At 75.5% G+C, this 24,887-nt stretch carries 25 protein-coding genes and 4 pseudogenes; 14 read left to right on the top strand and 15 right to left on the bottom strand.

Annotated features, from left to right (window positions below; all coding sequences use genetic code 11):
• The first annotated feature begins 2 nt into the window (after positions 1-2).
• Positions 3-437 (top strand): CBS domain-containing protein, encoded by a 435-nt coding sequence (locus tag ABGB06_RS01965; protein WP_347585418.1) that lies wholly within the window; start codon positions 3-5, stop codon positions 435-437.
• Positions 438-535: 98 nt separating this feature from the next.
• Here ABGB06_RS01965 and ABGB06_RS01960 read toward each other — a convergent pair whose 3' ends face one another.
• Positions 536-1,132, bottom strand: a complete 597-nt coding sequence (locus ABGB06_RS01960; RefSeq protein ID WP_347584838.1) for a DUF6328 family protein — start codon at positions 1,130-1,132, stop codon at positions 536-538.
• Positions 1,133-1,231: 99 nt separating this feature from the next.
• Between ABGB06_RS01960 and ABGB06_RS01955 the strand changes: the two genes are divergently transcribed.
• The 5 genes and pseudogenes from ABGB06_RS01955 to ABGB06_RS01935 all read left to right on the top strand — a co-directional run bounded on the left by ABGB06_RS01955 (position 1,232) and on the right by ABGB06_RS01935 (position 5,435).
• Entirely contained in the window at positions 1,232-3,088 is a 1,857-nt protein-coding gene (locus tag ABGB06_RS01955) for a thiamine pyrophosphate-requiring protein (RefSeq protein ID WP_347584836.1), read from the top strand.
• 77 nt (positions 3,089-3,165) lie between these two features.
• Entirely contained in the window at positions 3,166-3,711 is a 546-nt protein-coding gene (locus ABGB06_RS01950; protein ID WP_347584835.1) for a type 1 glutamine amidotransferase domain-containing protein, read from the top strand.
• A 13-nt stretch (positions 3,712-3,724) separates the two neighbouring features.
• A pseudogene (locus ABGB06_RS01945) lies at positions 3,725-3,955 on the top strand (MFS transporter); the annotation flags it as partial.
• Positions 3,956-3,981: 26 nt separating this feature from the next.
• Entirely contained in the window at positions 3,982-4,200 is a 219-nt protein-coding gene (locus tag ABGB06_RS01940; RefSeq protein WP_347584834.1) for a hypothetical protein, read from the top strand.
• 128 nt (positions 4,201-4,328) lie between these two features.
• Positions 4,329-5,435 carry a Vms1/Ankzf1 family peptidyl-tRNA hydrolase gene (locus ABGB06_RS01935; RefSeq protein WP_347584833.1) on the top strand — a complete coding sequence of 369 codons (1,107 nt, stop codon included), beginning with the start codon at positions 4,329-4,331 and terminating at the stop codon, positions 5,433-5,435.
• A 146-nt stretch (positions 5,436-5,581) separates the two neighbouring features.
• Here the strand turns inward: ABGB06_RS01935 and ABGB06_RS01930 are convergent.
• From ABGB06_RS01930 to ABGB06_RS01910, 5 genes and pseudogenes are all read right to left on the bottom strand, one after another.
• A pseudogene (locus ABGB06_RS01930) lies at positions 5,582-6,146 on the bottom strand (MBL fold metallo-hydrolase); the annotation flags it as partial.
• Positions 6,147-6,492: 346 nt separating this feature from the next.
• Entirely contained in the window at positions 6,493-7,005 is a 513-nt protein-coding gene (locus ABGB06_RS01925; RefSeq protein WP_347584831.1) for a hypothetical protein, read from the bottom strand.
• Positions 7,006-7,105: 100 nt separating this feature from the next.
• Positions 7,106-7,453: pseudogene (locus ABGB06_RS01920) on the bottom strand (DUF6766 family protein); the annotation flags it as partial.
• Between the two features lie 19 nt (positions 7,454-7,472).
• The gene (locus ABGB06_RS01915) at positions 7,473-7,817 is read right to left on the bottom strand and encodes a DUF3140 domain-containing protein (RefSeq protein ID WP_347584829.1); all 345 of its coding nucleotides are present in this window, start codon (positions 7,815-7,817) and stop codon (positions 7,473-7,475) included.
• A 207-nt stretch (positions 7,818-8,024) separates the two neighbouring features.
• Positions 8,025-10,160, bottom strand: coding sequence for a catalase (locus ABGB06_RS01910; protein ID WP_347584827.1), 2,136 nt, complete (start codon positions 10,158-10,160; stop codon positions 8,025-8,027).
• 170 nt (positions 10,161-10,330) lie between these two features.
• Between ABGB06_RS01910 and ABGB06_RS01905 the strand changes: the two genes are divergently transcribed.
• From ABGB06_RS01905 to ABGB06_RS01885, 5 genes are all read left to right on the top strand, one after another.
• Positions 10,331-10,621 (top strand): hypothetical protein, encoded by a 291-nt coding sequence (locus ABGB06_RS01905; protein ID WP_347584825.1) that lies wholly within the window; start codon positions 10,331-10,333, stop codon positions 10,619-10,621.
• A gap of 112 nt (positions 10,622-10,733) precedes the next feature.
• Positions 10,734-11,285, top strand: coding sequence for a hypothetical protein (locus ABGB06_RS01900; RefSeq protein WP_347584824.1), 552 nt, complete (start codon positions 10,734-10,736; stop codon positions 11,283-11,285).
• Between the two features lies 1 nt (position 11,286).
• A complete protein-coding gene (locus tag ABGB06_RS01895; protein ID WP_347584822.1) occupies positions 11,287-11,730 on the top strand; it encodes a phage holin family protein in 444 nt (147 codons plus the stop codon).
• Positions 11,706-12,293, top strand: a complete 588-nt coding sequence (locus ABGB06_RS01890) for a DUF3618 domain-containing protein (RefSeq protein WP_347584821.1) — start codon at positions 11,706-11,708, stop codon at positions 12,291-12,293. The genes ABGB06_RS01895 and ABGB06_RS01890 overlap by 25 nt, the downstream gene beginning before the upstream one ends.
• On the top strand, positions 12,287-13,264 hold the full coding sequence (locus ABGB06_RS01885; RefSeq protein WP_347584819.1) for a YihY/virulence factor BrkB family protein: 978 nt from the start codon (positions 12,287-12,289) through the stop codon (positions 13,262-13,264). Before ABGB06_RS01890 ends, ABGB06_RS01885 begins: the two co-directional genes overlap by 7 nt.
• A gap of 89 nt (positions 13,265-13,353) precedes the next feature.
• Here ABGB06_RS01885 and ABGB06_RS01880 read toward each other — a convergent pair whose 3' ends face one another.
• On the bottom strand, positions 13,354-13,764 hold the full coding sequence (locus ABGB06_RS01880; RefSeq protein WP_347584818.1) for a ChaB family protein: 411 nt from the start codon (positions 13,762-13,764) through the stop codon (positions 13,354-13,356).
• 46 nt (positions 13,765-13,810) lie between these two features.
• On the bottom strand, positions 13,811-14,824 hold the full coding sequence (locus ABGB06_RS01875; RefSeq protein WP_347584816.1) for a polysaccharide pyruvyl transferase family protein: 1,014 nt from the start codon (positions 14,822-14,824) through the stop codon (positions 13,811-13,813).
• 90 nt (positions 14,825-14,914) lie between these two features.
• Between ABGB06_RS01875 and ABGB06_RS01870 the strand changes: the two are divergent.
• The 3 genes and pseudogenes from ABGB06_RS01870 to ABGB06_RS01860 form a co-directional block, all read left to right on the top strand.
• A pseudogene (locus ABGB06_RS01870) lies at positions 14,915-15,760 on the top strand (glycosyltransferase); the annotation flags it as partial.
• 51 nt (positions 15,761-15,811) lie between these two features.
• Positions 15,812-16,720, top strand: a complete 909-nt coding sequence (locus ABGB06_RS01865; RefSeq protein ID WP_347585416.1) for a glycosyltransferase — start codon at positions 15,812-15,814, stop codon at positions 16,718-16,720.
• A 323-nt stretch (positions 16,721-17,043) separates the two neighbouring features.
• Entirely contained in the window at positions 17,044-17,454 is a 411-nt protein-coding gene (locus tag ABGB06_RS01860) for a PPOX class F420-dependent oxidoreductase (RefSeq protein ID WP_347584815.1), read from the top strand.
• On the opposite strand, the gene ABGB06_RS01855 is transcribed toward ABGB06_RS01860, so the two are convergent.
• The 7 genes from ABGB06_RS01855 to ABGB06_RS01825 form a co-directional block, all read right to left on the bottom strand.
• Positions 17,432-18,409, bottom strand: coding sequence for a glycosyltransferase family 9 protein (locus ABGB06_RS01855; protein ID WP_347585414.1), 978 nt, complete (start codon positions 18,407-18,409; stop codon positions 17,432-17,434). The genes ABGB06_RS01860 and ABGB06_RS01855 overlap by 23 nt on opposite strands.
• A gap of 157 nt (positions 18,410-18,566) precedes the next feature.
• Positions 18,567-20,096 (bottom strand): D-glycero-beta-D-manno-heptose 1-phosphate adenylyltransferase, encoded by a 1,530-nt coding sequence (rfaE2, locus tag ABGB06_RS01850; protein WP_347584814.1) that lies wholly within the window; start codon positions 20,094-20,096, stop codon positions 18,567-18,569.
• Positions 20,093-20,776: an SIS domain-containing protein gene (locus tag ABGB06_RS01845; protein WP_347584813.1), complete on the bottom strand. Its 684-nt coding sequence runs from the start codon at positions 20,774-20,776 to the stop codon at positions 20,093-20,095. Before ABGB06_RS01845 ends, rfaE2 begins: the two co-directional genes overlap by 4 nt.
• A 126-nt stretch (positions 20,777-20,902) precedes the next feature.
• The gene (locus ABGB06_RS01840; protein WP_347584812.1) at positions 20,903-22,195 is read right to left on the bottom strand and encodes a glycosyltransferase; all 1,293 of its coding nucleotides are present in this window, start codon (positions 22,193-22,195) and stop codon (positions 20,903-20,905) included.
• Positions 22,192-23,175: a glycosyltransferase gene (locus ABGB06_RS01835; RefSeq protein ID WP_347584811.1), complete on the bottom strand. Its 984-nt coding sequence runs from the start codon at positions 23,173-23,175 to the stop codon at positions 22,192-22,194. Before ABGB06_RS01835 ends, ABGB06_RS01840 begins: the two co-directional genes overlap by 4 nt.
• Positions 23,172-24,233: a glycosyltransferase family 9 protein gene (locus ABGB06_RS01830; RefSeq protein WP_347584809.1), complete on the bottom strand. Its 1,062-nt coding sequence runs from the start codon at positions 24,231-24,233 to the stop codon at positions 23,172-23,174. The genes ABGB06_RS01835 and ABGB06_RS01830 overlap by 4 nt, the downstream gene beginning before the upstream one ends.
• Positions 24,230-24,880 (bottom strand): HAD-IIIA family hydrolase, encoded by a 651-nt coding sequence (locus ABGB06_RS01825; RefSeq protein ID WP_347584808.1) that lies wholly within the window; start codon positions 24,878-24,880, stop codon positions 24,230-24,232. The genes ABGB06_RS01830 and ABGB06_RS01825 overlap by 4 nt, the downstream gene beginning before the upstream one ends.
• Positions 24,881-24,887: the final 7 nt, after the last annotated feature.

The raw sequence follows: 24,887 nt of genomic DNA, 5'->3' as shown, positions 1-24,887 counted from the left end.
TCATGAGGCCATCGGTGACGGTGGTGGGGCCGGACACCACGGTGGTGGAGGCAGCCCAACTGATGCGGGCGCAGGGCGTGGGAGACGTTCTGGTCGCGCGGAACGGGGTGCTGGTGGGCGTGGTCACCGATCGGGACATCACGCTGCGGGCCGTGGCCGAGGGCATGGATCCGCTCACCGTCAGCTGCCAGTCGGTGTGCACGCCCGATCCGGTGACCGTCGCGCCGGACGAGGAGGTCGCGACGGCGGTGCGGCTGATGCGGCGGCACGCGGTGCGCCGGCTGCCGGTCGTGGAGGACGGCTGGGCGGTGGGGGTGATCACCATCGGGGATCTGAGCGGGGATCCGCACCAGGACCGCGACCCCGGATCCTCCCCCGGGCCCGAAGGACCTGGGAGACACGCCCCCGACGGCGGGAACCCCGGGCGGCGGCGGTGAGCCGACCGCCGCCGCCCGAGGCGGCCGGAGGCGCCCGGTCCCGCCGGGCCCTGTGCCGTGCCTCCTCGACCCCTTTCCAGACCTTCTTGGCTACTTGTCTACTTCGACGCCGCCGGGCGGCCGTGATGGTCGCCCCGCTCGTCGCCGTCGTCCGCGTGCTCGTGCGGGCGGCTGGGAGAGCTGCGGCCGATGAGGGCCGGAAGCCCAGCCCACAGTCCGACGCAGAGCAGCAGGCAGCCCGCCGCCACGGAGATGCCGGCCGTCCGGCCCTCGACGACGTCCACCACCAGCGCCAGCGAGCCGGTGAAGGCCAGGGCCAGCACGCCCAGGCCCACGGTGGCGAGCCGCGACGAGGTGTGCACGATGGCCCGCTTGTGGCCACGCTGGAACAGCATCCGGTGCAGCGCGACGGGCGCGGTGAACAGCACCGTGGCCACCAGCGCCAGCACCAACGTGACCACGTAGAGGATGTGCTGGGACTCGCTCAGGTCCTCGAACCGGTCGGTGAAGGCGAGCGTCAGCAGGAAGGCGAACAGGATCTGCACGCCCGTCTGCGTCACCCGCAGCTCCTGGAGCAGCTCGGCGAGATTGCGGTCGTCCCGCTCCGCGGGCGTCTCCCGGCGCCGGCCGTACCGATCCTCGTTGTCGTCGTCGTACTCACGGTCGTCGCTGCTGTCGTCGGCGGTCGGAGGCATTCGTGGCGAGTGCCCGGGGCCCTGGGGCGCAAACCAGGTTTCCGGGCGCCCCGGGAGGTTACTCGTGCGCGGGTGACCGCCGACGTGTGAGGAGCCACCATGAGCCAGAACGTCGCCGACTTCGTGCTCGCCCGGCTACGCGAGTGGGGCGTGCGGCAGGTCTTCGGCTATCCGGGTGACGGCATCAACGGGCTGCTCGCCGCGTGGGAGCGGGCGGGCGACGAACCGCGGTTCATCCAGGCGCGGCACGAGGAGATGTCCGCGTTCGCGGCCGGCGGCTTCGCCAAGTTCAGCGGCGAGTTGGGGGTCTGCGCCGCGACCTCGGGCCCCGGCGCGATCCACCTGCTGAACGGCCTGTACGACGCGAAGCTCGACCACGTGCCCGTGGTGGCGCTGCTCGGGCAGACCAACCGCAGCGCGATGGGCGGCTCCTACCAGCAGGAGGTGGACCTGCACGCGCTGTTCAAGGACGTGGCCTCCGACTTCCTGGAGACCGTCACCGTCCCCGAGCAGCTGCCGAACGTGCTGGACCGGGCGATCCGCACCGCGTACGCGCGGCGCGCGCCGACCGCCGTGATCCTGCCGGCGGACGTGCAGCAGCTGGAGTACTCGCCGCCCCAGCACGCGTTCAAGATGGTGCCCTCCAGCCTGGGCAGCAGCTCCTGGACCGCGTCGCCCGAGCCGGAGGCGCTGCGGCACGCCGCCGAGGTGCTGAACGCGGGCGAACGGGTCGCGATCCTGGTCGGCCAGGGTGCGGCCGGGGCCCGTCAGGAGGTCACGGAGATCGCCGAGTTGCTCGGCGCCGGGGTCGCCAAGGCGCTGCTCGGCCTCGACGTGCTGTCCGACGAACTCCCCTACGTCACCGGCTCGATCGGACTGCTGGGCACCCGCCCCTCGTTCGAGCTGATGCGGGACTGCGACACGCTGCTGACCGTCGGATCCAGCTTCCCCTACAGCCAGTTCCTGCCGGAGTTCGGCGCCGTGCGCGGGGTGCAGATCGACCTCGACCCGCACATGATCGGGATGCGGTACCCGTACGAGGTGAACCTCGTCGGCGACGCGGCCGACACGCTGCGGGCGCTGATCCCGCTGCTGGAGCGCCGGAAGGGGAACGGCTGGCAGAAGAAGGTCGTGGCCAACGTCGAGCGCTGGCGGGAGACCATGCGACGCCGGGCCGAGGTCTCCGCCGACCCGATCAACCCCGAGTACGTGGCGGCGGAGCTCGACCCGCTGCTGCCCGACGACGCGGTGCTCACCGCCGACTCGGGCTCGGTGGCCAACTGGTACGCGCGGCACCTGCGGATGCGCGGCTCGATGCGCGGCACGCTGTCCGGCACGCTGGCCACCATGGGCTGCGCGGTGCCGTACGCGATCGGCGCGAAGTTCGCGCACCCCGACCGGCCGGTGATCGCCCTGGTCGGCGACGGCGCCATGCAGATGAACGGCCTGGCCGAGCTGATCAGCATCGCCAAGTACCGCAAGGAGTGGGCGGACCAGCGGCTGGTCGTCGCCGTGTGGAACAACCAGGACCTGAACCAGGTGACCTGGGAGATGCGGGCGATGGCCGGCTCGCCGCAGTTCCTGCCCTCGCAGCACATCCCGGACGTCCGGTACGCGACGTTCGCGGAGTCCCTCGGCCTGACCGGCATCCGGGTGGAGAAGCCGGAGGACGTGCCCGACGCCTGGCGGCGCGCGCTGGCCGCCGACGGGCCCGTGGTCGTGGAGTTCCTGACCGATCCGGCGGTGCCGCCGATCCCGCCGCACGCCACCTGGGAGCAGATCGAGGCGGCGGCCACGTCGATCCTCAAGGGCGACCCGGACCGGGTGTCGATGGTGCGGCAGGGCTTCAAGGCCAAGGTGCAGGAGTTCCTGCCCGGGCGCGGCCGGCGCAACGGCGAGAACGGCGGCAACGGTGCCAATGGCGGCAAGGGCGGCAACGGCGGCAACGGCCACTAGCCGCGGCGCGCCGCCCCGCCGGCGGCGGACGCCGACCCGAGCACTCACGCACGACAACGCAAGGACGGTGAACAACCATGCGCATCGCGTTCCTGGCGGCCCCCGAGGGCGTCGAACAGGTCGAACTGACCTCCCCCTGGGAGGCGGTGACCTCGACCGGTGAGACGCCCCAGCTGGTCTCCACCCAGCCGGGCAGCATCCAGGCGTTCAACCACCTGGACAACGGCGACACCTTCCCCGTGGACCGGACCGTGGACGACGTCACGGCCGAGGACTTCGACGCGCTGGTGCTCCCCGGCGGCGTCGCGAACCCCGACTTCCTGCGCCTCGACCCGCGCGCGGTCGCGTTCGCCAAGGGCTTCTTCGACGCCGGCAAGCCGGTGGCGGCGATCTGTCACGCGCCGTGGACGCTGGTCGAGGCGGACGTGGTGCGCGGCCGCACCATGACGTCCTGGCCGAGCCTGCGCACCGATCTGACCAACGCCGGCGCCACCTGGGTGGACGAGCCGGTGCAGGTCTGCGACGCCGGACCCAACACGCTCGTCACCAGCCGCAAGCCGGACGATCTGAAGTTCTTCAACGAGGCGCTGCTGACGGCCTTCGGCAGTCGCGCGGCCTCCTGATCCGGGGGGCGCCGTGACGACCCAGGCGTCGAGCGGTCATGCCCACACGACGGACGTGCCGGCCCGGTTCGACCGGCTGCCCTGGTCGCGGTGGCACCGGACCATCGTGATCGGCCTGGGCACCGTGTGGATCCTCGACGGGCTCGAGGTCACCGTCGTCGGCACCATCGCGAGCCGGCTGCCCGAGGAGGGCAGCGGGCTGCCCATCAGCGCCTCCGAGGTGACCGGCCTCGCCGCGGCCGTGTCCTCGCCGATCCGACGGAGAGCGGCGTGGTGGGCGACACGGTGCCGGCGTTCCGGCTCGGCGCCGGGGTGATGACGGTGGCGGGCCTGGTCGCGCTCTTCCTCGCCGTCCCGGCCGAGCGACGCTCGCTGGAGTCCCCGGCCCGGCCGCTGAGCGAGGTCGGAGGCCGAGGGCGCGAGCGCGGCTCCCCCGTGCCCAGCCCGGTGCCGGCGACACCGGCCAGACAACTGGACAGCAGGACGTGACCTGGGGTGACGGCCCCAGGTTCACACGGCCACCCGGGGCGCGCCCTCTCCCTCCTGCGCCCCGGGTGGTCCGGCGCCGTCCGGGGTACCCGGGGGGCGCACCGATCACAGCGCGCAGGAGGCAGACCATGAAACTCGCACACCTCAGCCCGCTGCTGCACCGCCCCGGGCCGTGGGCCTCGGTGTACTTCGACACGACGCGGACCACGGAGGACGGGGCCAGACAGCAGGAGCTGCGGGCCCGGGGCACCCGGGACCGGCTGGCGGAGGACGGCGCCGACCCGGCGACCCGCGAGGCGGTGTACCGGGCGCTCGTCGATCTGGAGCCGCGCACCCCGGGGCGTGCGCTCTTCGCGACCGGGGGCGAGGTGGTGCTCGACACGCCGCTGGGCGGCCCCACGCCGGAGTCGCTGAGCTACTGGACCCCGCTCCCCCGCGTCACGCCGCTGCTCGACCTGGCCCGGCCCGAGCCGGACTGCCTGGTCGCCTTCATCGACCGCAGGGGGGCCGACCTGGAGGTGCGGCACGCCGACGGCACCACCGAGGCGGCCGGCACCGCCGTGGGCGAGGACTGGCCGCTGCACCGCACGTCGTCCGCCGTGGACTGGTCCGAGCGGCACTTCCAGTTCGCGGTCGAGAACACCTGGGACGAGAACGCCGAGCGCACGGCGGACACGATCGCCGAATGCGTGGACCGGACCGGCGCCGAGGTGGTGGTGCTGGTGGGCGACCCGCGGCAGCGCCGGGCGGTGCACGAGCGCCTGCCCATGGCCGTGCGGGAGGTGGCGTCCGAGGCCGAGGGCGGTTCGCGGGCGCCGGGCTCGTCCAGCGAGGGGCTCCAGCGGGAGATCGGGGAGGCTCGCGCCGAGGCCGCCGGGGCCCGTGCGGACCAGGCGCTGGACGCCTTCCTGGCCGGTCGCGGCCAGGCCGGCCAGATCGCCGACGGGGTGCCCGCGCTGGTGGACGCGGCGCGGCAGCACCGGATCGGGACGCTGCTGGTGCGGCCCGACGGCCCGGAGCTGGAGCGACGGGTGTGGGTCGGCGAGGAGCCCGACGACGTCACGATGCGGCCCGAGGACACGCCGGACGAGGGCCGGCTCGAACGGGACACGGCGCGCGCCGACGACGCGCTGCTGCGCGCCGCGGCGGCGACCGGCGCGGACGTCGTGGCGCTCCCGCCGACCGGCGACGCCCCGGCAGGCGGCCTCGGCGCCCTGCTCCGCTGGTCCGAATGAGCCGGGTGAGCCCCGAGGCGGCACCGGGACCCCGTCGCGACGGGGTCCCGGTGGCCGTCGCCCGGCCACTCCCTTGAGTCGGCTGAGTCGGCTGAGTCGGCGCGGCCCGCGTGGTCCGGGCTCCCGGGCCGACGCCGCGCTACGCCGTCGCCGTGGCCGAAGCAGGCGATGTCCGCGTCCAGCCGGCTCAGTGCGCGGGCGCGGTCCACGTTGAACACGCCGAGCACGGTGCGGCCCGCCACGTTGGCCACGGTGTCCCCCAGGAAGAGCACCCCGGCGGCCGGCAGTTGGAGGGCGATGCTGCCGGGCGTGTGCCCGGGCGCGGCCACCACCCGGGCGCCGCCGCCGAACGGCAGCACGTCGCCGTCCTCGACCTCCCGGACGGCCGGCACCGGCGGGGCGGGCGGCGGGACGGTCGCCTCACCGCGCACCACCGGGGCGTCGAGCCGGTGCGCGAACACCTCGACGTCGCCGAGGGCGGCGATCTCCGCGGCCCCGCCCCGCATGGTCGTCGTGGCAGTGGGTGAGCACGATCCGGCGCAGGTCGCCGGGCCCGGCACCGAGCCCGGCGAGGGCGTCGGCGACGGCCCGGCCGGCCCTCACCGGACCCGAGCCGACCAGCGTCAGCCCGGTGGCGTCCCGCCACAGGTGGGCCTGTCCGATCTCGAAGGTGAGCTGGTGCAGGTCGGGCGTCAGCCGGATGATCTCCATGCGCCGACGCCAGACGCGGGGAGCCGGCCGCGTCCGGGCCCTCAGCTGAGGGCAGAGCCCGGATCAGCCGGGGCCCGGTTGGGGTTCGGGTTCGGGGGGGTGCGGGGCCGGCGGCCTTGGGATGTCGGGGCCGGGGTCAGGGCTGGGCGCGGGGCCCGGCTGCGGCCCGCCGGGCTGCGGCGGCGGGGTGGGCGCCGGCGGAACGGGCTCCGGTTGAGGGCGGGGCGTCGTCATCGCCGAGGTCATCGTCAACCTCCACACGGCTGTGGATCACAGGTCGCGTCCGCTGCTGCGAACGCAGGCTGGGCGGGTAACCCGGCGAGGCGGGGCGCAAACCGCGGACCGCTCAGCGATCGCCGAGCCCGGTCGCCTCCCGGGCCCGTCTGACCAACTCGTCGAGCGGAACGTCCACGCCGTCGCGCGGTCCCGCCAGGTCCCGGGCGGTCACCTCGTGACCGCCCGGCTCGGCGAGGCCGAGCCGGGCGACGGGCTCCGACACCAGGGCGTCGAGCGGTCTCCTGATCTCCTCCTCCAGCTCCTCGATCCGGCGGCCGACCTGCTCGGCCCGGCTCTCCTGCTCGGCCGGGGCCTCCGGCGGGTTGGTGGTGATGACGAAGGCGGCGCAGCGGTAGACGCAGTAGCCGGGCACGGTCGCCGGCCAGGCGAGCCCGAACAGGAAGGCGCTCGTCGCCGCGCTGGACTGGTCGTGCTCCTCGAACGCCTCGACCGGATCGTCCCCCGCGTGCCAGTCCGCCGCGCGCTCGATCAGCCGGGCCCGCTGGACGCCGTAGGCGGCGCGTGCCGTCAGGAGAGTGACGGCCAGATACCCCAGCACGAAGATCAGACACCAGGCGAGCATGACACGTCCTCTCCTTCCTGCACGAAGTGCCCACTTCCGGGTAACTTCCGCGAAAACACCGGCAAAGCGAGTTCTCTCCGGTTACCCAACTTCCCGTCTCTCACCCTTCCACCACGGTCTCGTGGTGCGGCGCGCCGACCGGCTTCGACTCGGGGGATCCGCGTTGCCGCAGGTAGACGGAGAGGATCGCCATCGAGGCCATGGCCAGCAGTTCCGACTGCCAGTTCTGCAGCGTGCGGCTCCAGAAGTCGGCCCGGGTCAGGTACTCCGCCCAGCCGACCGGATCCTGGAACTGCCGCGGCCGCTGCTCGTTGTACGCGGCCACGCCGGCGACCGACCGGGCCAGCCGGGACAGCAGGAACAGACCGCCCATCACCAGGCCGAGGGACCGGGCGAGGACGACCCCGCGCCAGCCGCGGGCCGCGGCCCAGCGCGGCGAGTCGGGGCGGCGCGCCGCCGCCGGCCGTTCACACCGGCTTCAGCGGGTCGTGCCCGACCGACATCAGCCGGTGCCGCCAGTGCGCCTCCCCGGCCGTCGGCGCCAGGTCGTCCCGGCGCTGCTCGTCGACCATCCCGACCACCTGCCGCATCACGCGCACGTCGCCGTCCGTCAGGTCCATGCGACGCTTCTGCAGGACGGCGAGCACCCGCCGCCCCTTGCCGGTGATGGCGTCCTCGGGCAGTTCCTCGCTGTCCTCGTGGGCGTGCCGCGTGCGCAGCCACTCGCTCAGCTCGTGCGACGTCATGTTGACCACGCGGTGGAAGTCGTTCCACAGCGCGTCCAGCTCCACGTCGGAGGTCTCGTCCGTCATGGCTCCCGAGTAGGCAGAACGGGAGCTTTTACACCTCTCGTCCGCCCCCTGCTCGTCCCGCCGCAGGCGCCGGCGGCGAGACGAGCAGGGGCCCGGATCGGCGCGGGAGCGATGCGCTGACGGAGAGCGACGCGACTGGAGACCCGGGCGGCGAGGCAGCGCTGGGCGCGCGTCGTCGCGGCTTGCGCGCCGGGAAGGCGCTGCGCGCTACGCCGCTATCTGGTCGGCGTCGCGGTCGAAGTGGCGGTGTGCCGCGATCGCCTCGATCAGGGGCGTGACGAAGTCGCCGGCGGCCACGGCGGTGCCCGCGCCGGTCACCACGCCCCGGTCGTGCACCACCTCGTCGCCGGGACCCGCCAGCCGCACGCCGGGCAGCCCGACCCGACGCAGCAGGTCCGCGCCGTCGTCGAGCGCGGCCACGCACTTACCGTGCTTGAACGCCTCCGCGACGTAGTGCCGGGCCAGCCCGTCCCCGGCCAGGGCGGCGACGCTCGCCGCGCCGCCCGGCACGCACACCGCGTCGTAGAGCACGGAGGTCATGGTGTTCATGGCCCGGTCGACGCCCAGCCGGCCGCCGTCGGCGGTCCCCAGCTCTCCGTCGTGCGGGCCGAGCACCTCGACGATCGCCCCCGCCTCGGCGAGCGCGCGGCGGAGCGCCGTGACGTGGCCCCCGGACACGCCGTCGGCGGCCAGGACCGCGACGCGGCGGGTGGCCGCGGAGTCGGCGCGGTTGGTCGCGCGGTTGGCCAGGCTGAGCGCCGCCGACCGCCGGCCGTGGTTCTCGGCCGGCGGCCCCTCGGGGGCCGGCACGCCGATGCCCTCGGCGACCGCGGCGGCGAGCCCAATGTCGATATGCCCCAGCTGCTCGACGGTCCGCCGGCGCACGGTCCGGTCCACGACCTTGCCCAGTTCGAAGCGGTAGGCGGCGACGATGTGTTCGCGCTCCCAGCCGCTCATGCTGTTCCAGAACAGCGTGGCCTGGCCGTAGTGGTCGGCGAAGCTGTCGCTGCGCCTGCGGATCCTGGCGCCGTCGACCCGCTCCTGGTGGTGGACGTACGCGCCCGCGTCCGGATCCGCGAGCATCGGGCAGCCGCCGCCGAGGGAGTTGGGGGCGTAGCTGCTCTGGCCGGGGTGGATCCGGTGCTGGCCGTAGCCGTCGCGCTGGTTGTTGCGGGTCTCGGCGACCGGGCGGTTGACGGGCAGCTGCTGGAAGTTCGGGCCGCCGAGCCGGATCAGCTGGGTGTCCAGATAGGAGAAGTTGCGGCCCTGGAGCAGCGGGTCGTTGGTGAAGTCGATGCCGGGAACCACGTGCGCGGTGTGGAACGCGACCTGTTCGGTCTCGGCGAAGTAGTTGTCCGGGTTGCGGTCGAGCACCATGCGGCCGACCGGGCGGACCGGCACGATCTCCTCGGGAATGATCTTCGTGGCGTCGAGCAGGTCGAAGTCGAAGCGGAACTCGTCCTCCTGCGGCACCAGCTGCACGCCGAGCTCGTACTCGGGGAAGTCGCCCTGGTCGATGGCGTCCCACAGGTCGCGGCGGTTGTAGTCCGGGTCCCTGCCCGCGACCTTCTGGCACTCGTCCCAGACCAGCGAGTGCGTGCCGAGCAGCGGCTTCCAGTGGAACTTCACGAACGTGCCCTGGCCGTGCTCGTTCACCAGGCGGAAGGTGTGCACGCCGAAGCCCTGCATCATCCGGTAGCTGCGCGGCAGCGCCCGGTCGGACATCAGCCACATCACCGTGTGCAGCGACTCCGGCTGGAGCGAGACGAAGTCCCAGAAGGTGTCGTGCGCGGACTGCGCCTGCGGGATCTCGTTCGGCGGCTCCGGCTTCACCGCGTGCACGAAGTCGGGGAACTTGATGGCGTCCTGGACGAAGAACACCGGGAAGTTGTTGCCCACCAGGTCGTAGTTGCCCTCCCTGGTGTAGAACTTCGTCGCGAATCCGCGCACGTCGCGCACGGTGTCGGCGGAGCCGCGGGAGCCGGCGACGGTGGAGAACCGCACGAAGACGGGCGTGCTGCGCTCCGGGTCCTGGAGGAAGTCGGCCTTCGTGAACTCGGCCAGCGAGGCGTACGGCCGGAAGTGCCCGTAGGCGCCCGCTCCGCGGGCGTGCACCACCCGTTCCGGGATCCGCTCGTGGTCGAAGTGGGTGATCTTCTCCCGGAAGTGGAAGTCCTCCATGAGGGTCGGCCCGCGTTCCCCGGCGCGCAGCGAGTTGTCGGTGTCGTCGATCCGGGTGCCGGTGTTCGTGGTGAGGTGGGTTCCCTCGGCGTGGTCCCGGACCGGGTCGAGCTGCTCCTGCTTGTCGGGCGGATCGGGCACGGGTGCCTCGTGGGCGGACATCTGCTCTCCTTCCGGGCCGAAGCTCGGCTCGTGGTGGCGCGAGCGCCTGACCGGTTACCCGGACGTTCCGGAACAAACTTCCCTTTTACCTACTTCCCGGGTTTCTTCGCTCCCCCCGGGGGAACCGGGGTGCGCACCCGCGGTGAGCCGAGGAGGAGGAGGAGAGGCGGATGGCACGAGTCGACCGGATCGCCGAGCCCTGGGGGTCGCGCACACCGTCCGGAGCCGGGGAGCCCTGGCCGGTCCGGGCGGACAGCCCTCCCCGAGCCCCGGGGGCCTGGGAGGAGGTGCGCCCAGGGCCCGGGGCGGCGCCCGAGGACGTGGACCGCTGGGCGCGCACCGCCTCGGTGCCGCACTCCAACGGGGACGCGCTGGACGTCGCGGTGCGGGACACGCCGCGCCAGGCCCGGTGGGCGAACGCCGAGCTCAGGGAGCCCTCCCCGCGGATCCTGGTCAGCTGACCGCGGCCGGGGCCCGACCTCATGGCCACATGCCCGTTTGTCCAAATTGTTCCGTTTGGCGGGAATGCCGGCGGTTACCCGCCCGGTGTTGTCAAGGTATCGGGAGTGGTCCATGACTGACACCGCCAAGCCACACATGGGCAGGCAGCACACGCAGGAGTCCGGCTCCGGCACGGAGCGGGACCGGTCGCACCAGGCCGCGAACACGATGCGGCAGTGGGCGGACGACCTGGCCGCGATGGCGGACCGGGCCCCGTCCGACTCGCCGGCCCGCACCATGGTCGCCCGCGCGGCCGAGGGCGGCCACCGCGCCGCCGACCGGCTGGAGGAGCGGGGCATCGGCGGCATGCGGGACGAGCTGCAGGGCTTCGCCCGGGAGCGCCCCGCCGCCTTCTGGGGCGGCGCGGCCCTGGCCGGCTTCGCCCTCGGCCGGCTGGCCAGAGCCGGGCGCGACCAGGCCGGCCAGTCCGGCCAGTCGACCAGCCACCCGGACGGGTACCCGACAGGGCAGCAGCCGGACGGCGGGCCCGCCGAACAGTCCGGGCAGCCCGGGCAGTCCGCGCAGCCGGCGCAGCCGGGGCAGCCCGGGCGGTCCGACCGGCCGTACATGTCTCCGGGTATCGCGCCGGACCTCGGTCCCGACTCACTGTGGGAGGAGGAGTGAGATGGCCACCACGGCATCCGGATCCCAGCAACGGGCGGAGGAGCGCGTCCAGGAGCCGGCGCGGGAGCACGACGGCTCGATCGGCAGGCTCGTCTCGGCGGTGACGTCGGACGCCCAGTCGCTGGTCCGCAAGGAAGTGGAACTGGCCAAGGCGGAGATGCGCCAGGAGGCCACCAACGCCGGCAAGGCCGCCGGCATGTACGGCGGCGCGGGCTTCGCCGGCTACATGGTCGCCCTGCTGCTGTCGCTGACGGCCGTGTTCGCGCTGGCCCACGTCCTGGACGAGGTCTGGGCGGCCATGATCGTCGCCGGCGGCTGGGCGGTCATCGGCGCCTGCCTGTTCCTGCTGGCGCGCGCCCGGATGAAGCGCGTGCACGCCAAGCCCGACAAGACCATGCAATCGCTGAAGGAGAACGCGCGATGGGCACGTCACCCGAGCGGCTGAGAGCCGAGATCGACGAGACCAGGGCCAGGCTCACCGACGAGTTGGACCGCCTGGCCGACCATGTCAGCCCGCGCCGGGCCGCCGGCCGGCAGGGCGAACGACTGCGCGGCGCGGCGTCCGGGCTGCGCAGCCGGATGCCCGGCGGCGACGGCCAGGGCACCGAACAGATGCGGGGCCGGGCCCGGCATGCCAGCCAGTCCATGCGGGGCGCCGCCGGGCAGGCAGGCGAGGCCGCGCGGCACGCACCGGGCCGGGCCGCCCACCAGGCCGGCGGCAACCCGCTGGCCACCGGCATCGTCGCGTTCGGCGCCGGGCTGCTCGCCGGGGCCGCGCTCCCGGAGACCGACGCCGAACGGCAGGCCGCCACCCGGGTGACCGAGCGGGCCGGCGAGTACACCGGGCCGGCGAAGGCCACCGCCCGGGAGTCGGCCCAGCGGCTGCGGGACGAGGCCAGGGCCACCGCCAGGCACGCCGCGATGGACGTCAAGGCCAGACACGACCACTCGGCCGAGTCCACCGAGGCCGGCCCCGCCGGCACGGGAGGAGCCAGCAAGCCATGGTGACCCACCACAGGGCTTCCGCCTCCTCCGCGCCCCCGGACCGCCCGGGGGCGCGGCCGGCGCCGGACGGCCCCACGAAGCTGAGCGGCCGCTCCTGGAAGGAGGTGCTCAAGCGCACCGTCAAGGAGTACCGGGCGGACAACCTCACCGACCTGGCCGCCGCCCTCACCTACTACGGGGTGCTGGCCATCTTCCCCGCCCTGCTCGCCCTGACCTCGATCCTCGGACTGGTCGGCAGCTCCGCGATCAACCCGCTGCTGGACAACGTGGCCACGCTCGCGCCGGGCCCGGCCCGCGACGTGCTGACCAGCATGCTGGAGCAGATGCGCGGCGCCCGCGGCGCGGCCACCGTGGGCCTGATCTTCGGTGTGCTGGTCGCGCTGTGGTCCGCCTCGGGCTACGTCGCGGCGTTCATGCGGGCCGCCAACAACGTCTACGACATCGGCGAGGGCCGGCCCGCGTGGAAGACGCTGCCGGTGCGGCTGGCCATCACCGTGACCCTGGTGCTGCTCTCCGCGGTCATCGCGGTCGGCGTGGTGTTCACCGGGGCGGTGGCCCGCCGGGCCGGGGACGTTCTGGGCGTCGGCGACACCGCGGTCACCGTGTGGAACTGGGCCAAGTGGCCGGTGCTGCTCCTGCTGGTCAGCATCGCCATCGCGGTGCTCTACTGGGCCGCGCCGAACGTCCGGCGCCGCTTCCGCTGGGTCACCCCGGGCAGCGTGCTGGCCGTCGTGCTGTGGGTCATCGCCTCGGCGGCGTTCGGCCTGTACGTGGCGTGGTTCGGCAGCTACGGCGAGACCTACGGCAGCTTCGCCACCGTCGTGGTCTTCCTGGTCTGGCTGTGGATCAGCAACATCGTCATGCTGCTGGGCCTGGAGCTCAACGCCGAACTGGAGCGCGGCCGGGCCATCGAGAGCGGCCACCCCGAGGAGGAGGAGCCGTACGCGGAGCCCCGCGACACCCGCAAGCTCTGAGGTTTCGCTCAGAGCCTGCGGGCTCGCGGGGCTGTTCTCCGCTGCTTCCGCTCTCCGACCCTGATCGGGGGGCGCGGCGGCACCCGGCTCTAACGGCTGCGGCCGCGGGCCTTCCTGGTCCTCGAACGGTTCTCCTTGCGGATGGCCTCAAGCAGCTCGCCCTTGTCCATCTGGGAGCGGCCCCCGATGCCCAGCTCCTTCGCCACCTGGTACAGGTGCTGCTTGGACGCCTTCTCGTCGACGCCCTGGCCGCTGCGCCCACCCTGCTGGCGAGGCCGCGCCGACTGGGGGTCGGACGGGGCCTTCCGGCCCTTCTCCTTGCGCTCCCAGTGGTCGCCCACCTTCTCGTGGGTGTGCTTGAGCGCGCCGAAGGCGACGCGGTGGGCCCGCTCGCCTTCGCCGTACTGCTTGATGGCCGAATCGTGCGCCTTGATCCACGTGCGCTGCGCCCCGGCGGGGGAGCGTTCCAGCGTCGACGGCAGTTCCTTGCGTCCCGGCACCCTCATCACCTCCTCGGCTTCCGAACGTCTCGTTACTCCCGCAGGTTCACGGGACCTGTTCCGAGTGCCCCGGGACACCGTTCGGAAACAACGCCGCCGGCAGCGCGTCCGCCGCGTCCGGGGCGCTGGACAGCACGGCGCGGCGTTCGACCGCGGCCCGCCGGCCGCGGCCCAGGCACCACATCAGCCACGCGTCGAGGTAGCGGGCGCTCGCCCTCCCCCGGGTCCCGGAGGCCCGGGAGGTGCCCCCCTCGCTCAGGATCCGCTCCACGGGCAGCACCGCCGGCCAGCCGCAGGCCCGCGCCTGGGCGGTGACCTTGGCGCCGCCCGCCACCGGATCCACCGCGATCGGCGGCACGCCCACCCGCAGCGCCAGCACCAGGCCGTGCAGCCGGTCGGTGAGCACCACGTCGAGCCGGGCGATGATCGACAGCAGCTCGTCGGCGCTGCCGCACAGCCGCCCGTCGGCGGCGTCCAGCCGGCTCTCCAGCACCACCGGCGCGCAGCCGGTGGTGGCCAGCCAGTCCGTGACGGTCGCGGCCACCTCCGCGTGCCGGCGGCGGTCCCCGTACTCGTGCTGGCCCTCCGTCAGCATCAGGCCCACCACCGGGGTGGGCGTGGCGCGCGGGGCGCGCAGCGAAAGGTCGCGGCTCGGCGGTCTGGCCGAACCGTCGCGGGCGAGCAGGGTGTGGAAGCCGGTCACCGCCGGGTCACTCGGGTCGACCACGGAGGTGCCGACGGCGATCCGCTCGCAGTGCGCGAAGCGCTCGTGCAGTTCCACCAGGCGCGGGCCGTGCAGCGGGCCGCACACGAAGATCAGCCGCTGGTAGTCGGCGGGCCTGACGTCGTCGAGGGCCAGGGCGCGCGGGGCGAAGCCGGGGCTCCAGGCCACGTCGTAGGGGACGCCGAGCCGGTCGAGCACCTGCCGCACCCGGTTCAGCGCCAGCACGTCGCCGGCCGTCGCCTCGCCCTGGAGGAAGCTGAACCAGCCGGTCACCAGCGTCCGCCGGCGCAGCCGCGCGCCGGCCTGTCGGTTCGTCCGATCACTGGGAGTTGTCACCACAGCCGGGTCCCCTGGCCCGGTGGGAACAAACGGCTTTCGCCGGTTTCGGGGCGTTTCGCGCGCCCGCCGCCGGGCACCCGGCCGCTCGTGCCCCCCGTCTCGGTGGTCATCGCCACCCGGAACCGCGCCGCCGGCCTGCTCGACACGCTGGACCGGCTGACGGCGCTGCCCGACCGGCCCGAGGTGGTCGTCGTGGACAACGCCTCCACGGACGGCACGTCCGCGCGGGTCGCCGAACGGTTCCCGGCCGTGCGGCTGCTGACGCTGCCCGACAACCGCGGTGCGCCGGCCCGCAACGAGGGCGCGCGCGTCGCCTCGCATCCCTACGTCGCCTTCAGCGACGACGACTCCTGGTGGGAGCCGGGCGCCCTGACCGCCGCGGCCCGACTGCTGGACGCGGAGCCCCGCCTCGGGCTGCTCGCCGCCCACACGCTGGTGGCGCCCGAGGGCTCCCCCGACCCGATCAACGAGGCCCTCGCCGGCTCGCCGCTCGTCGGCCCGTCCGGTCTGCCGGGACCGCCGGTGCTGGGCTTCCTCGGCTGCGCGGCGGTCGCCCGACGCGCGGCGTTCCTCCAGGTCGGCGGCTACCATCCGCTGCTGTTCCTCGGCGCCGAGGAGACGCTGCTGGCCTACGACCTGGCCGCGGCGGGCTGGCTCACCTGCTACGCGCCGCGCGTCACCGCCGTGCACCGGCCGGCCGCCGGCGACCGGCCGGGACGCGCCGCGCTGGTCCGCCGCAACGAGCTGCTCACCACCTGGCTGCGCCGCCCGCTGGGCCGCGCGCTCCACGACACGTGGACGCTGGCCCGCCACGCCCCCCGCGACCCCACCGCCCGCCAGGCCCTCACCCAGGTGACCCGCCGCCTCCCCACCGCCCTCCACTCCCGCCGCGCGCTGCCTCCGGCGGTCGAACGCGACATCCGCCTGTTGGAGTCCGACGAGCCGCGCGTCCGCGCCGACGGCGGAGCCGACGAACCGGACCTGATCCCCATCGCGGCGGAGGGCGGGCGGGTGACCGTGGTGGTCATCACCCACGACCGGCGGAAGGAACTGCTGCACACGCTGGACCGGTTGGAGCGGCTGCCGGAGCGGCCGCCCGTGGTGGTCACCGACAACGGGTCGGGGGACGGAACCGCGGCGGCGGTGGCGCGGCGGCATCCGGGGGTGCGGGTGCTGCGGCCCGGCGCCAACCTGGGCGCGGTCGGCCGCAACCTGGCGGTCCGGCACGTCAGCACGCCGTACACCGCCTTCTGCGACGACGACACCTGGTGGTCGCCGGGGTCGCTGTCCGGCGCCGCCGACCTGCTGGACGAGCACCCCGAGGTGGCCGCGGTCACCGCCCGGATCGTCGTCGAACCGGACGGCGCCGAGGACCCGATCGTCGAGGAGCTGCGCGGCTCGCCCCTCCCCCGCCCCGACGGCCTGCCGGGGCCCGCCCTCGGCTCGTTCCTGGCCGGCGCCACCGTGCTGCGCACCGACGCGTTCCGGGCGGCGGGCGGCTTCTCGCCGCGGCTGTGGCTGGGCGGCGAGGAGGAGTTGCTGGCCATGGACCTGATGGCCGCCGGCTGGTGGCTGGTCTTCGACGAGCGGCTGACGATCCATCACGCGCCCTCCGCGCTCCGCGACGCGAGCCGCCGGCGCGCGGACGGCATCCGCAACACTCTATGGACCACCTGGCTGCGCCGGCGCCCCGTCGCCGCGTCGCGCCGCACGGCCGGACTGCTGCGCCGAGTGCCGCGCGACTCCACGACGGCGGGCGCGCTACTGCGGGCCACGGCCGGACTGCCCTGGCTGCTGCGCGAGCGGCGAGCCGTGCCCCGCGAGGTGGAGCGCCGCCTGCGCCTGCTCGACGCCGCGCAACGCACCTCCCGCGCCCGCCGCTACGTGGGCTGACGCAGACCTCGGCCAGCGAGGAACCCGACCCGGCCGGACCACCGGTACGCGCGCCTGCTCGACAACGCGCAACACACCTCCCACGCCCGCCGCTACCTGGGCCGACGCCGCATCCCGCCCCGGACCCGACCGCGGCACCGGCATCTACCGCCCCCCGACGGCGCGAAGCGCGCGTCCCGGGCAGACGGCCGCATGGGCCGCCCCCGCACCGGCGGTTGACGCGGAAAGCGCAACGCGGGGAGCGCGACGCGGGAATCTCCGGCGGAGCCGGATCGTTGCGGCGAACAGGTCGATGATCCCTACCGTGACCAAGGAGTCCCCCCGTGGCAGCCACCCTCTCCGACGAGCTGAAGTCCTACCTCGACGACTCGAAGCCCTTCGCGACCGTCGCGACCGTCTCCGCGGACGGGCGCCCGCACCTGACGGTGGTCTGGGTCAAGCGGGACGGCGAGGACCTGCTGTACTCGACGACCGACGAGCGGCTCCAGGGCCGGAACATCGCGCGCGACCCGCGGGTCACCGTGATGATCAACCCGGCCGAGAACCCGTACACCTACGCGGAGATCCGCGGCACCGCGACGCTCACCCCGGACCCGGAGGGCTCGCTGCTCGACGAGCTGTCGCTGAAGTACACGGGCAAGGGCTACCGGGAGTTCAACCCGAACGGCCAGGACGACATGGCGCACCGGGTCATCGTCCGGATCACGCCGGTCAAGGTGGCGGGCCGGCTCTGACCTGCCACGGCGCGGGCAGCGCCGCGAGCGCGGCCAGCACCTCGGCGGGCGCGATCCGCAGCAGCCGCGGATCCGGCGTCCGGCCGTGCGGGTCGCCGGGCCGGCCGCCCGGATGCGCGCCCGGATGCCACAGCACCCGGTGCCGCGCGGTGCGCGGCGGGCCCCAGCGGTGCGGCGCGACCGGGCCGAAGAGCACCACGGACGGGGTGCCGAACGCGGTGGCGAGGTGGGCGACGCCCGTGTCGCCCGCCACCACCGCGGCGGCGCCCGCGACCAGCGCGGCCAGCCGCGGCAGCGACAGGCCGGACACCACGGAGCCCGGCGGCAGGCCGGCCAGCGCGGCGACCCGGCGGGCCAGCGGTTCCTCCCCAGGGCCCGCGGTCAGCACGATGGGCCGCCCGGCGGCCCGCAGTTCCCGGGCCACGGCGGCGAACCGCTCGGCCGGCCAGCGCCGGGCGGCGGCGTCCGCGCCCGGGTGCAGCACGGTGGCGTCCGGGGCCGGGGACGGTTCGGCCGGCGCCGCGATCCGCACGTCGGCCGGGTCGGCCGGCAGCCCGTACCAGGCCAACAGCCGGCACCAGCAGTCGCGTTCGTGCTCCTCGGGGCGCCAGCGGGGTCCGTCGGGGTGCGCGTAGCCGTAGAGCCGGCGCGGGCGCAGGGCGCGCAGCGGGACCAGGCTCGCGGGGCCGCTGCCGTGCAGGTCCACGGCGTGCTCGGGGGGCGGTCCGGTCCACGGGATGCGCGCGGGTACGGCCCGTCCCGGCGCGGCGGCGGGCAGCAGTTCGTCGACGGCGCCGGTCAGCGCGGCCACCGGCGCCAGCCAGGCGGGCGCGGCGAGCAGCAGCCGGTGCCCGGGGAGCCCGCGGCGCAGGCCGCGCAGCGCGGGCACCGCGGCCAGCAGATCGCCGAGCCCCAGCGCCCGCAGCACCACCACGCGCTCGGCGGCACCTCCCAGGCCGCCACGGCCAGGAGGAGCGTCCGCCGCACGCCCTTCGTCGGGCACGCCGGTCACGGCTCGCCTCCGGCGACATGAACCGGCCCGACGCCCGCTGGGCACGTGGTCGCCGCGCCGGCCGGCGCGGGTGGGCGGCGCGGGTGGCGCGACACGGCCGTCACGGGCCCGTGGTGTGGGGGTACCTCCCGGGCCCGTCGGGCCTGGAGGAGGCCCGGCGGGCCAGTTCGGTGGTGGAGCGGCCGTCGAGGTAGGGGAGGACGAGGGTCTGGCCGCCCCATTCGCGGAGCGCCGCCGCCTCGGGCAGGTCCCGGACGCTGTAGTCGCCGCCCTTGACCCAGACGTCGGGCCGCAGCCGGCGCAGCAGTTCCTCGGGGGTGTCCTCGTCGAACTCGGCGACCGCGTCGACGCAGCCGAGGCCGCGCAGCACCCTGATCCGGTCGGGGGCCGGGTTCAGCGGCCGGTCGCGGCCCTTCAGGCGGCGCACCGAGGCGTCGGAGTTGACGCAGACGATGAGGCAGTCGCCGGTGCGCCTGGCGTTCTCCAGGAACTGCACGTGCCCGGCGTGCAGCAGGTCGAAGCAGCCGCCGGCGGCGACGACGGTGCCGCCGCGCGCCCGGACCGCGTCCACCAGGGCGCGGACGTCGCCCGCCGTCCCGCCGGAGGAACGGCCCGGGCTCCCGGACGGTGCGGGCGCCGCGGGCCGGGAGCTGGCGGCGCGGCCGGCGCCCTCGGGGCCGGGGAGGGGTTCGAGGTCGCGGCTCCACCAGGAGCCGTCCGCCATGCCCCCGCCGACGACGAACGAGGAGGCCGCCTCGGTGGCCCGGCCCACCGCCTCGGGCGGCAGCCCGCCGTCGGCGAGCACGACGGCGGCGGTGCTGGCGAAGCAGTCGCCGGCGCCGCAGGGGTCGCCGTCGCCGGTCTCGGCCACCGGCACGTAGAGCGGGTCGTCGCAGTTCGCCCGGGCCAGCACCGCGCCGCGCCCGCCGAGCGTGACGGCGACCGCACCGGCCCGCCAGCGCTCCGCGAGTAGCGAGCCGCGCAGGCTGTGCGCGCGCAGCGTCTCGTCGTCGTCGCGCACGGTCCGGGCGGCGGTGCCGAGGACGCCGGTGGTCTCCCGCAGGAAGTAGCGGGCCTCGCGCTCGTTGGGCGTGACCAGCCGGGCGGCGGCCACGGGTCGCGGGCCGCGCGGGTGCGGGTCCCAGATCAGCGGCACCCGGCGGGCCGCGGCGGCGAGCGAGGAGCGCAGCGCCGCGACGGTGCCCTGCCCGTAGTCGGCCACGAGCACGGCGAGCGCCTCGGCGAGCGCCCGGTGCACGACGGCGCCGGGCGGGCCGGGCGCGCCGCCGCCCCGGTCCAGTCGGACCACCGGGCGGCCGTCGGCCAGCACCCGGGACTTCACGGGCAGCGAGCCGTCCAGCGGCAGTTCGGCCAGCCGCACGCCCGGCGGCAGCAGGGCGCGGACGGACTCGCTGGCCCGGTCGGTGCCCAGCGCGGTGACCAGCACCACCTCGCGGCCGTCGCGGGCGGCGAGCGCGGCGGCCAGTCCGGCCCCGCCGGGGCGGCAGCGCTCGGCGTTCACGTCGACGACGGGGACGGGCGCGTCGGGCGCCAGCCGGGTGGCGTCGCCCTCCACGTCCTGGTCGAGGAGCACGTCCCCCACCACGACGATCGGCTGCCGGGCACTCATCGGGACCCCCGGCGGGACAGGTGGGAGACGGAGGGCGGGTCGTTCGGGGCGCCGGCGGGGACGGCGGCGGACGCGGCGGACGCGACGTCGGTCAGGGCCTCGTCGAAGGACTCGCACACCACGTGCAGGGCGACCAGATGGGCCTCCTGGACGGTGGCGGTGTTCGGCGCGTCGATGCTGACCGCCTCGTCGGCCTCGCCGGCGAGCGGGTTGGGCGCGGGCCCGGTCATCGCCCAGACGCGCATGCCGGCGGCCCGGGCCGCGGTGGCGGCGCCGAGCAGGTTGTCGCTGCGGCCGGAGGTGGACAGCAGCACCAGCACGTCGCCGGGCCGGCCGTGCGCGGCCACCTGGCGGGCGAAGACCTCGTCGAAGCCGTAGTCGTTGCCGATGGCGGTGACGCTCGACGTCTCCGCGTGCAGCGCGATCGCGGAGTACGGCGGCCGGTCGGTGGCGTAGCGGCCGACGAGTTCCGCGGTCAGATGCTGGGCCTGCGCGGCGCTGCCGCCGTTGCCCGCGGCGAGCAGCCGGCCGCCGGACGGCAGCACCCCGGCGAGCCGCCGGCCCCAGGCCGCGGCCTCGGCGAGGCCGTGGTCGCCGAACCGGCGCAGCGCCTCCCGGAGCGACCGGCAGTGTTCCCGGGCGGCGGCCGGCGCCTCGGGGGATGAGGGTGAGGGGTGCACGATCGTCTCCTTCCGTCTCCCCCGATGGACTGCCGGCTCTGGACTGCCGGTTGGCCTGCGGGTCGGTCCGCCGGTCGGTCCGCGGGTTGGTCCGCGGACGGTGCCGGGTCGGGTCCGCCGGGCGGCTCAGGCGGCGCTCGCCGCCGGCCCCGAGGTGCCGCCGTCCCGCGGGGGCCTGGGTGGCGCCCCGACCAGCACCGGGTGGCGGTCGCGGATGGCGTGGTAGGCGTCCTCGGTGGCGGCGGCGACGGCCGCCCAGCGGTAGCGGGTCAGCACCCGGCGCCGGCCGGCGGCGCCGCGCGCGGCGCGGTCCTCCGGATCGGCCAGCAGCGCGGCCGCGGCCTCGGCCAGCGCGGCCGGGTCGCCGGGCGGCACCAGCCGGCCGGTGCCCGGATCGGCGACCGTGTCCCGCTGGCCGCCGACGGCACTGGCCACCACGGGCACGCCGCACGCCATGGCCTCCAGCGGCACGATGCCGAACGGCTCGTAGTCCGCCGGGCATAGCACCAGATCGGCGGAGCGCAGCAGCGGCGGCACGTCCGTCCGGCCGACGCCGCCGGTGAAGTGGACGCGGTCGGCGACGCCCAGCGCGCGGGCGGTGGAGCGCAGCCGGCGGATGTCGGGATCGGCCTCGAGCGGTCCCGACCGGGGCCCGCCGGCCAGCACCAGTTCGGCGTCGGGCAGTCGGGTCAGCGCGGCCAGCGACACGCCGGCGCCCTTGCGGGGCACCAGGCGGCCCAGTTGCAGCAGCCGGTGCCGGCGCGGGCCGCGCGGGGCCGCCGGTCCCTCCGGGGTGAAGAGCTCGGGGTCCACGCCGCAGGGCACGACGCTGATCCGCTCCGCCGCCAGGCCCATGGCCAGCAGCTCGTTGACCTCCTCGCGGCAGGTGGCCACCATCCGGTCGCAGGAGAGGCCGAGGTGGCGCTCCCAGGCGACGCGGCCCGGCGGGCTGGTGTCGGCGGGGCCCTGGTGGCGGCGCTTGACCGTGCCGAGGGCGTGGAAGGTCTGGGCGAACGGGATGCCGAGCGGGCGGGCGGCGCGCAGCGTGGCGATGCCGGACATCCAGAAGTGGGCGTGCGCCACGTCCGGCGGGTCCGCGGCCCATTCGCCGGCGAGGAAGTCCCCGAACGCGGCCATGTACGGCTGGAGTCGGTCCTTGGGGATCGGTTCGGGCGGTCCGGCCGGCACGTGCCGCACGGTGACGCCGGGGCGCGGCGAGACGGCGGGCGGCAGGGCGGCCGAGTCGCGCCGGGTGTAGACGGTGACGGTGTGGCCGCGGTCGGCCAGCCCGCCGGCGAGCTGCGCGACGTGCACGTTCTGGCCGCCGGCGTCCTCGCCGCCCAGCGTGGCGAGCGGGCTGGCGTGTTCGGAGACCAGCGCGACGGCCAGTCCCTGGGCGCGGGATCCGGTGCGGGTCATCGGCGGATCGCCTCCTCCAGCAGCGCGTCCCAGTCGGAGAGGAAGCGCTTCAGCCCGTACCGTTCCAGCGCCGCCTGGCGGGCGACGCGCCCGGCGGCGGCGGCCGCGTCGGGGTCGCGCAGGAAGCCGGCGGCGGCGGTGGCGAGCGCCTCGGGCCGGGTGGACAGCACGCCGGCCTCGGGGGGGACGGCCTCGACGGCCTCGGTGGTGGCGAGCCCGACGACGGGCATGCCCAGGTGCATCGCCTCGATCAGCGACAGGCCGAGCGAGGTCCAGCGGACCGGGTGCAGGTAGAGGCGGCGGCGGGCCATGGCCTCGTGCAGTTCCTGCTGCGGCAGCTCGTGGGCGCGGCAGCGGTCGCGCGGCAGGCCGAGCCGGCGGGCCAGGCCGGCGGTGCGCATGCCGAAGACGTCGAGCGGCGCGGCCCGGGCCAGTTCGGGCAGCAGGTCGGTGCCGGTGGTCCGGCCGCGGCGCAGCGGCTCGTTGACGACCACGGCGGCGCGGCCGAGTTCGCCCGTGTAGCGGTGGCCGGGGTCGACGACGCCGTGCTCGATGACCCGGGTCGGGGTGCCGCCGCTGTCCCACAGCAGCCGGTTGAAGTGGGTGACGTGCACCAGCAGCAGGTCGTCGCGGTCGGCGCAGGGGTGCCGGAGGTCGGCGGGGGTGCCGTCGTCGGGCGGTCGGCCGTGCGGGGCGTTGTGTTCCAGGTAGACGGCGGGCACGTCGCGGCCCGGGCGGCGGCCGAGCCAGCGTTCGGCCAGCGCGGCCTCGTGCGGGCGTTGCAGCACGAGGAGGTCGACGGGTTCCTCCCGCAGCCGCTCGGGCGGCAGTTCCACGACGGTGTCGGGCCAGTCGAAGGTGCGGGCCAGGCCGAGCCCGTCGGGGCCCCGGCCGGGCAGCACGGGCACCAGGTAGCGGTGGGCGCCCTGGACGAACGAGGTGGTCCAGGAGCCGTGGACGTGCCAGAGCAGGATGTTCATGCGGGTGCCTTCCGGGCGGCGGGTTCGGTGCGTCCGGCGCCGACGGTGAGGGCGGCGACGGCGTGGAGGACCTCGTCGTCCGTGATGGAGTCCAGGCAGGGGTGGCCGGCGACCGGGCAGAGCCGGGCGCGGGTGCCGGCGCAGGCCGCGTCCTGGCGGCCGAGTCGCACGTGCGGCACCTGGTACGGCAGCCAGCGGTCGGCGCTGACCACGGGCGAGAACAGGCTGATGATCGGGGTGCGGACGGCGGCGGCCAGATGGGCGGGGCCGGTGTTGCCGACGATGACGACCCGGGCCCTGGCCAGCACGCCGGCGAGTTCCGGCAGTCCGGTCCGGCCGCCGAGGTCGAGGCCGTGGCGGCCGGCGACGGCGGCGGTCAGCGACCGTTCGCCGGGTCCGCCGGTGACCACGACCCGGTGGCCGGCCGCGGCGAGCGCGGCGACCGCCCCGGCGGCCCGGGCGGCGGTCCACATCCGGGCGGGGACGGCGGCGCCCGGGTGCAGCACGAGGTAGGGCCCGTCGCCGGTGAGCGCGGTGGTGTCGGGGTGCTCGGCGATCCGCAACGAGCCGGCGTCGCCGGGCGGCAGCGGGAAGCCGGCGGCGTCCGCCAGTTCCAGGGCGGCGGCGGCCTCGTGCCGGTAGGGCTCGCGGCGGTGGCGCAGCTGCAGCAGCGAGCCCGGGTAGTGCTCGCTGTCGGCGGCGACCCAGGGCACGCCGGCCATCTTCAGGAGCAGGGCGGCGGGCAGCGGGCTCTGGTGGTGCGAGGCGAAGATCAGGGCGCGGTCGAAGCGTTCGGCGGCGATCCTGGCGACCAGGTCCGTGAGGTCGTCGGGCAGGACGGCGGGCGGGCTCAGGCTGACCCAGGGCGCGTCGTAGACCATGATCCGGTCGACGCCGGGCAGCAGCCGTCCGGCGGCCTCGCCGCGCGGGCCGCAGAGCAGGGTGGTGCTGGCCGAGCCGGCCGCGAGGGCCCGGATGGCGGGTCCGGCGAGCAGCACGTCGCCGGCGCTGTCGAGCCGGACGGCGAGCGTGCGCGGGGTGTCGGGGCGGCGGGTCATGGGCCCCCACTCCTCTCGCCGCCGTTGCCCGCGCCGACCGGCTGGCTGATGAGCAGCGTCTGCACGGCGGTGAGCAGGTCGGGGGCGGTGCGTTCGGCGGCGTCGATCTCGGCGCGGCGGGTGGCCGGGGTGGGCACCAGAACGCCGCGGGCGCCGGCGGCGTGGGCCGCGTCCAGGTCGGCGGCGATGTCGCCGACGACGGCGACGCGGTGCGGCGCCACGCCGAGCCGGTCGCAGGCGGCGTGCACCAGACCCGGCGCCGGCTTGCGGCATCCGCAGCCGTCCTCGGGCGCGTGCGGGCAGATCGCCCAGACGTCGAAGGCGCCGAGCAGCGACTCCACGCAGAGCCGGACGGCGGCCACGTCGGAACGGGTGAGCAGGCCGCGGGCGACGCCCGACTGGTTGCTCACCACACCGGTGCGGATGCCACGGACCCGTAGCAGGCCCAGCGCGGCGCGGGCGGTCGGGAGCGGGTGGACCAGGCTGGGGTCGCCGTTGTAGGGCACGTCCTCGATGAGGGTGCCGTCGCGGTCGAAGAGCACCGCGTCCACGCCGAGGTCCACGCCCCGTTCGGCCGGGACGGGAGTGGTCCGACGGGCTCGGGAGGCTGGAAGGATCCAGGGTGACGACTTTCTGCTATCACTCATACGCTCC

This window comes from Streptomyces sp. B6B3 (genome assembly GCF_039871525.1).
In the GTDB taxonomy this organism is placed as follows: Bacteria; Actinomycetota; Actinomycetes; order Streptomycetales; family Streptomycetaceae; genus Streptomyces.
This window is presented reverse-complemented; position numbering and strand designations above follow the sequence as displayed.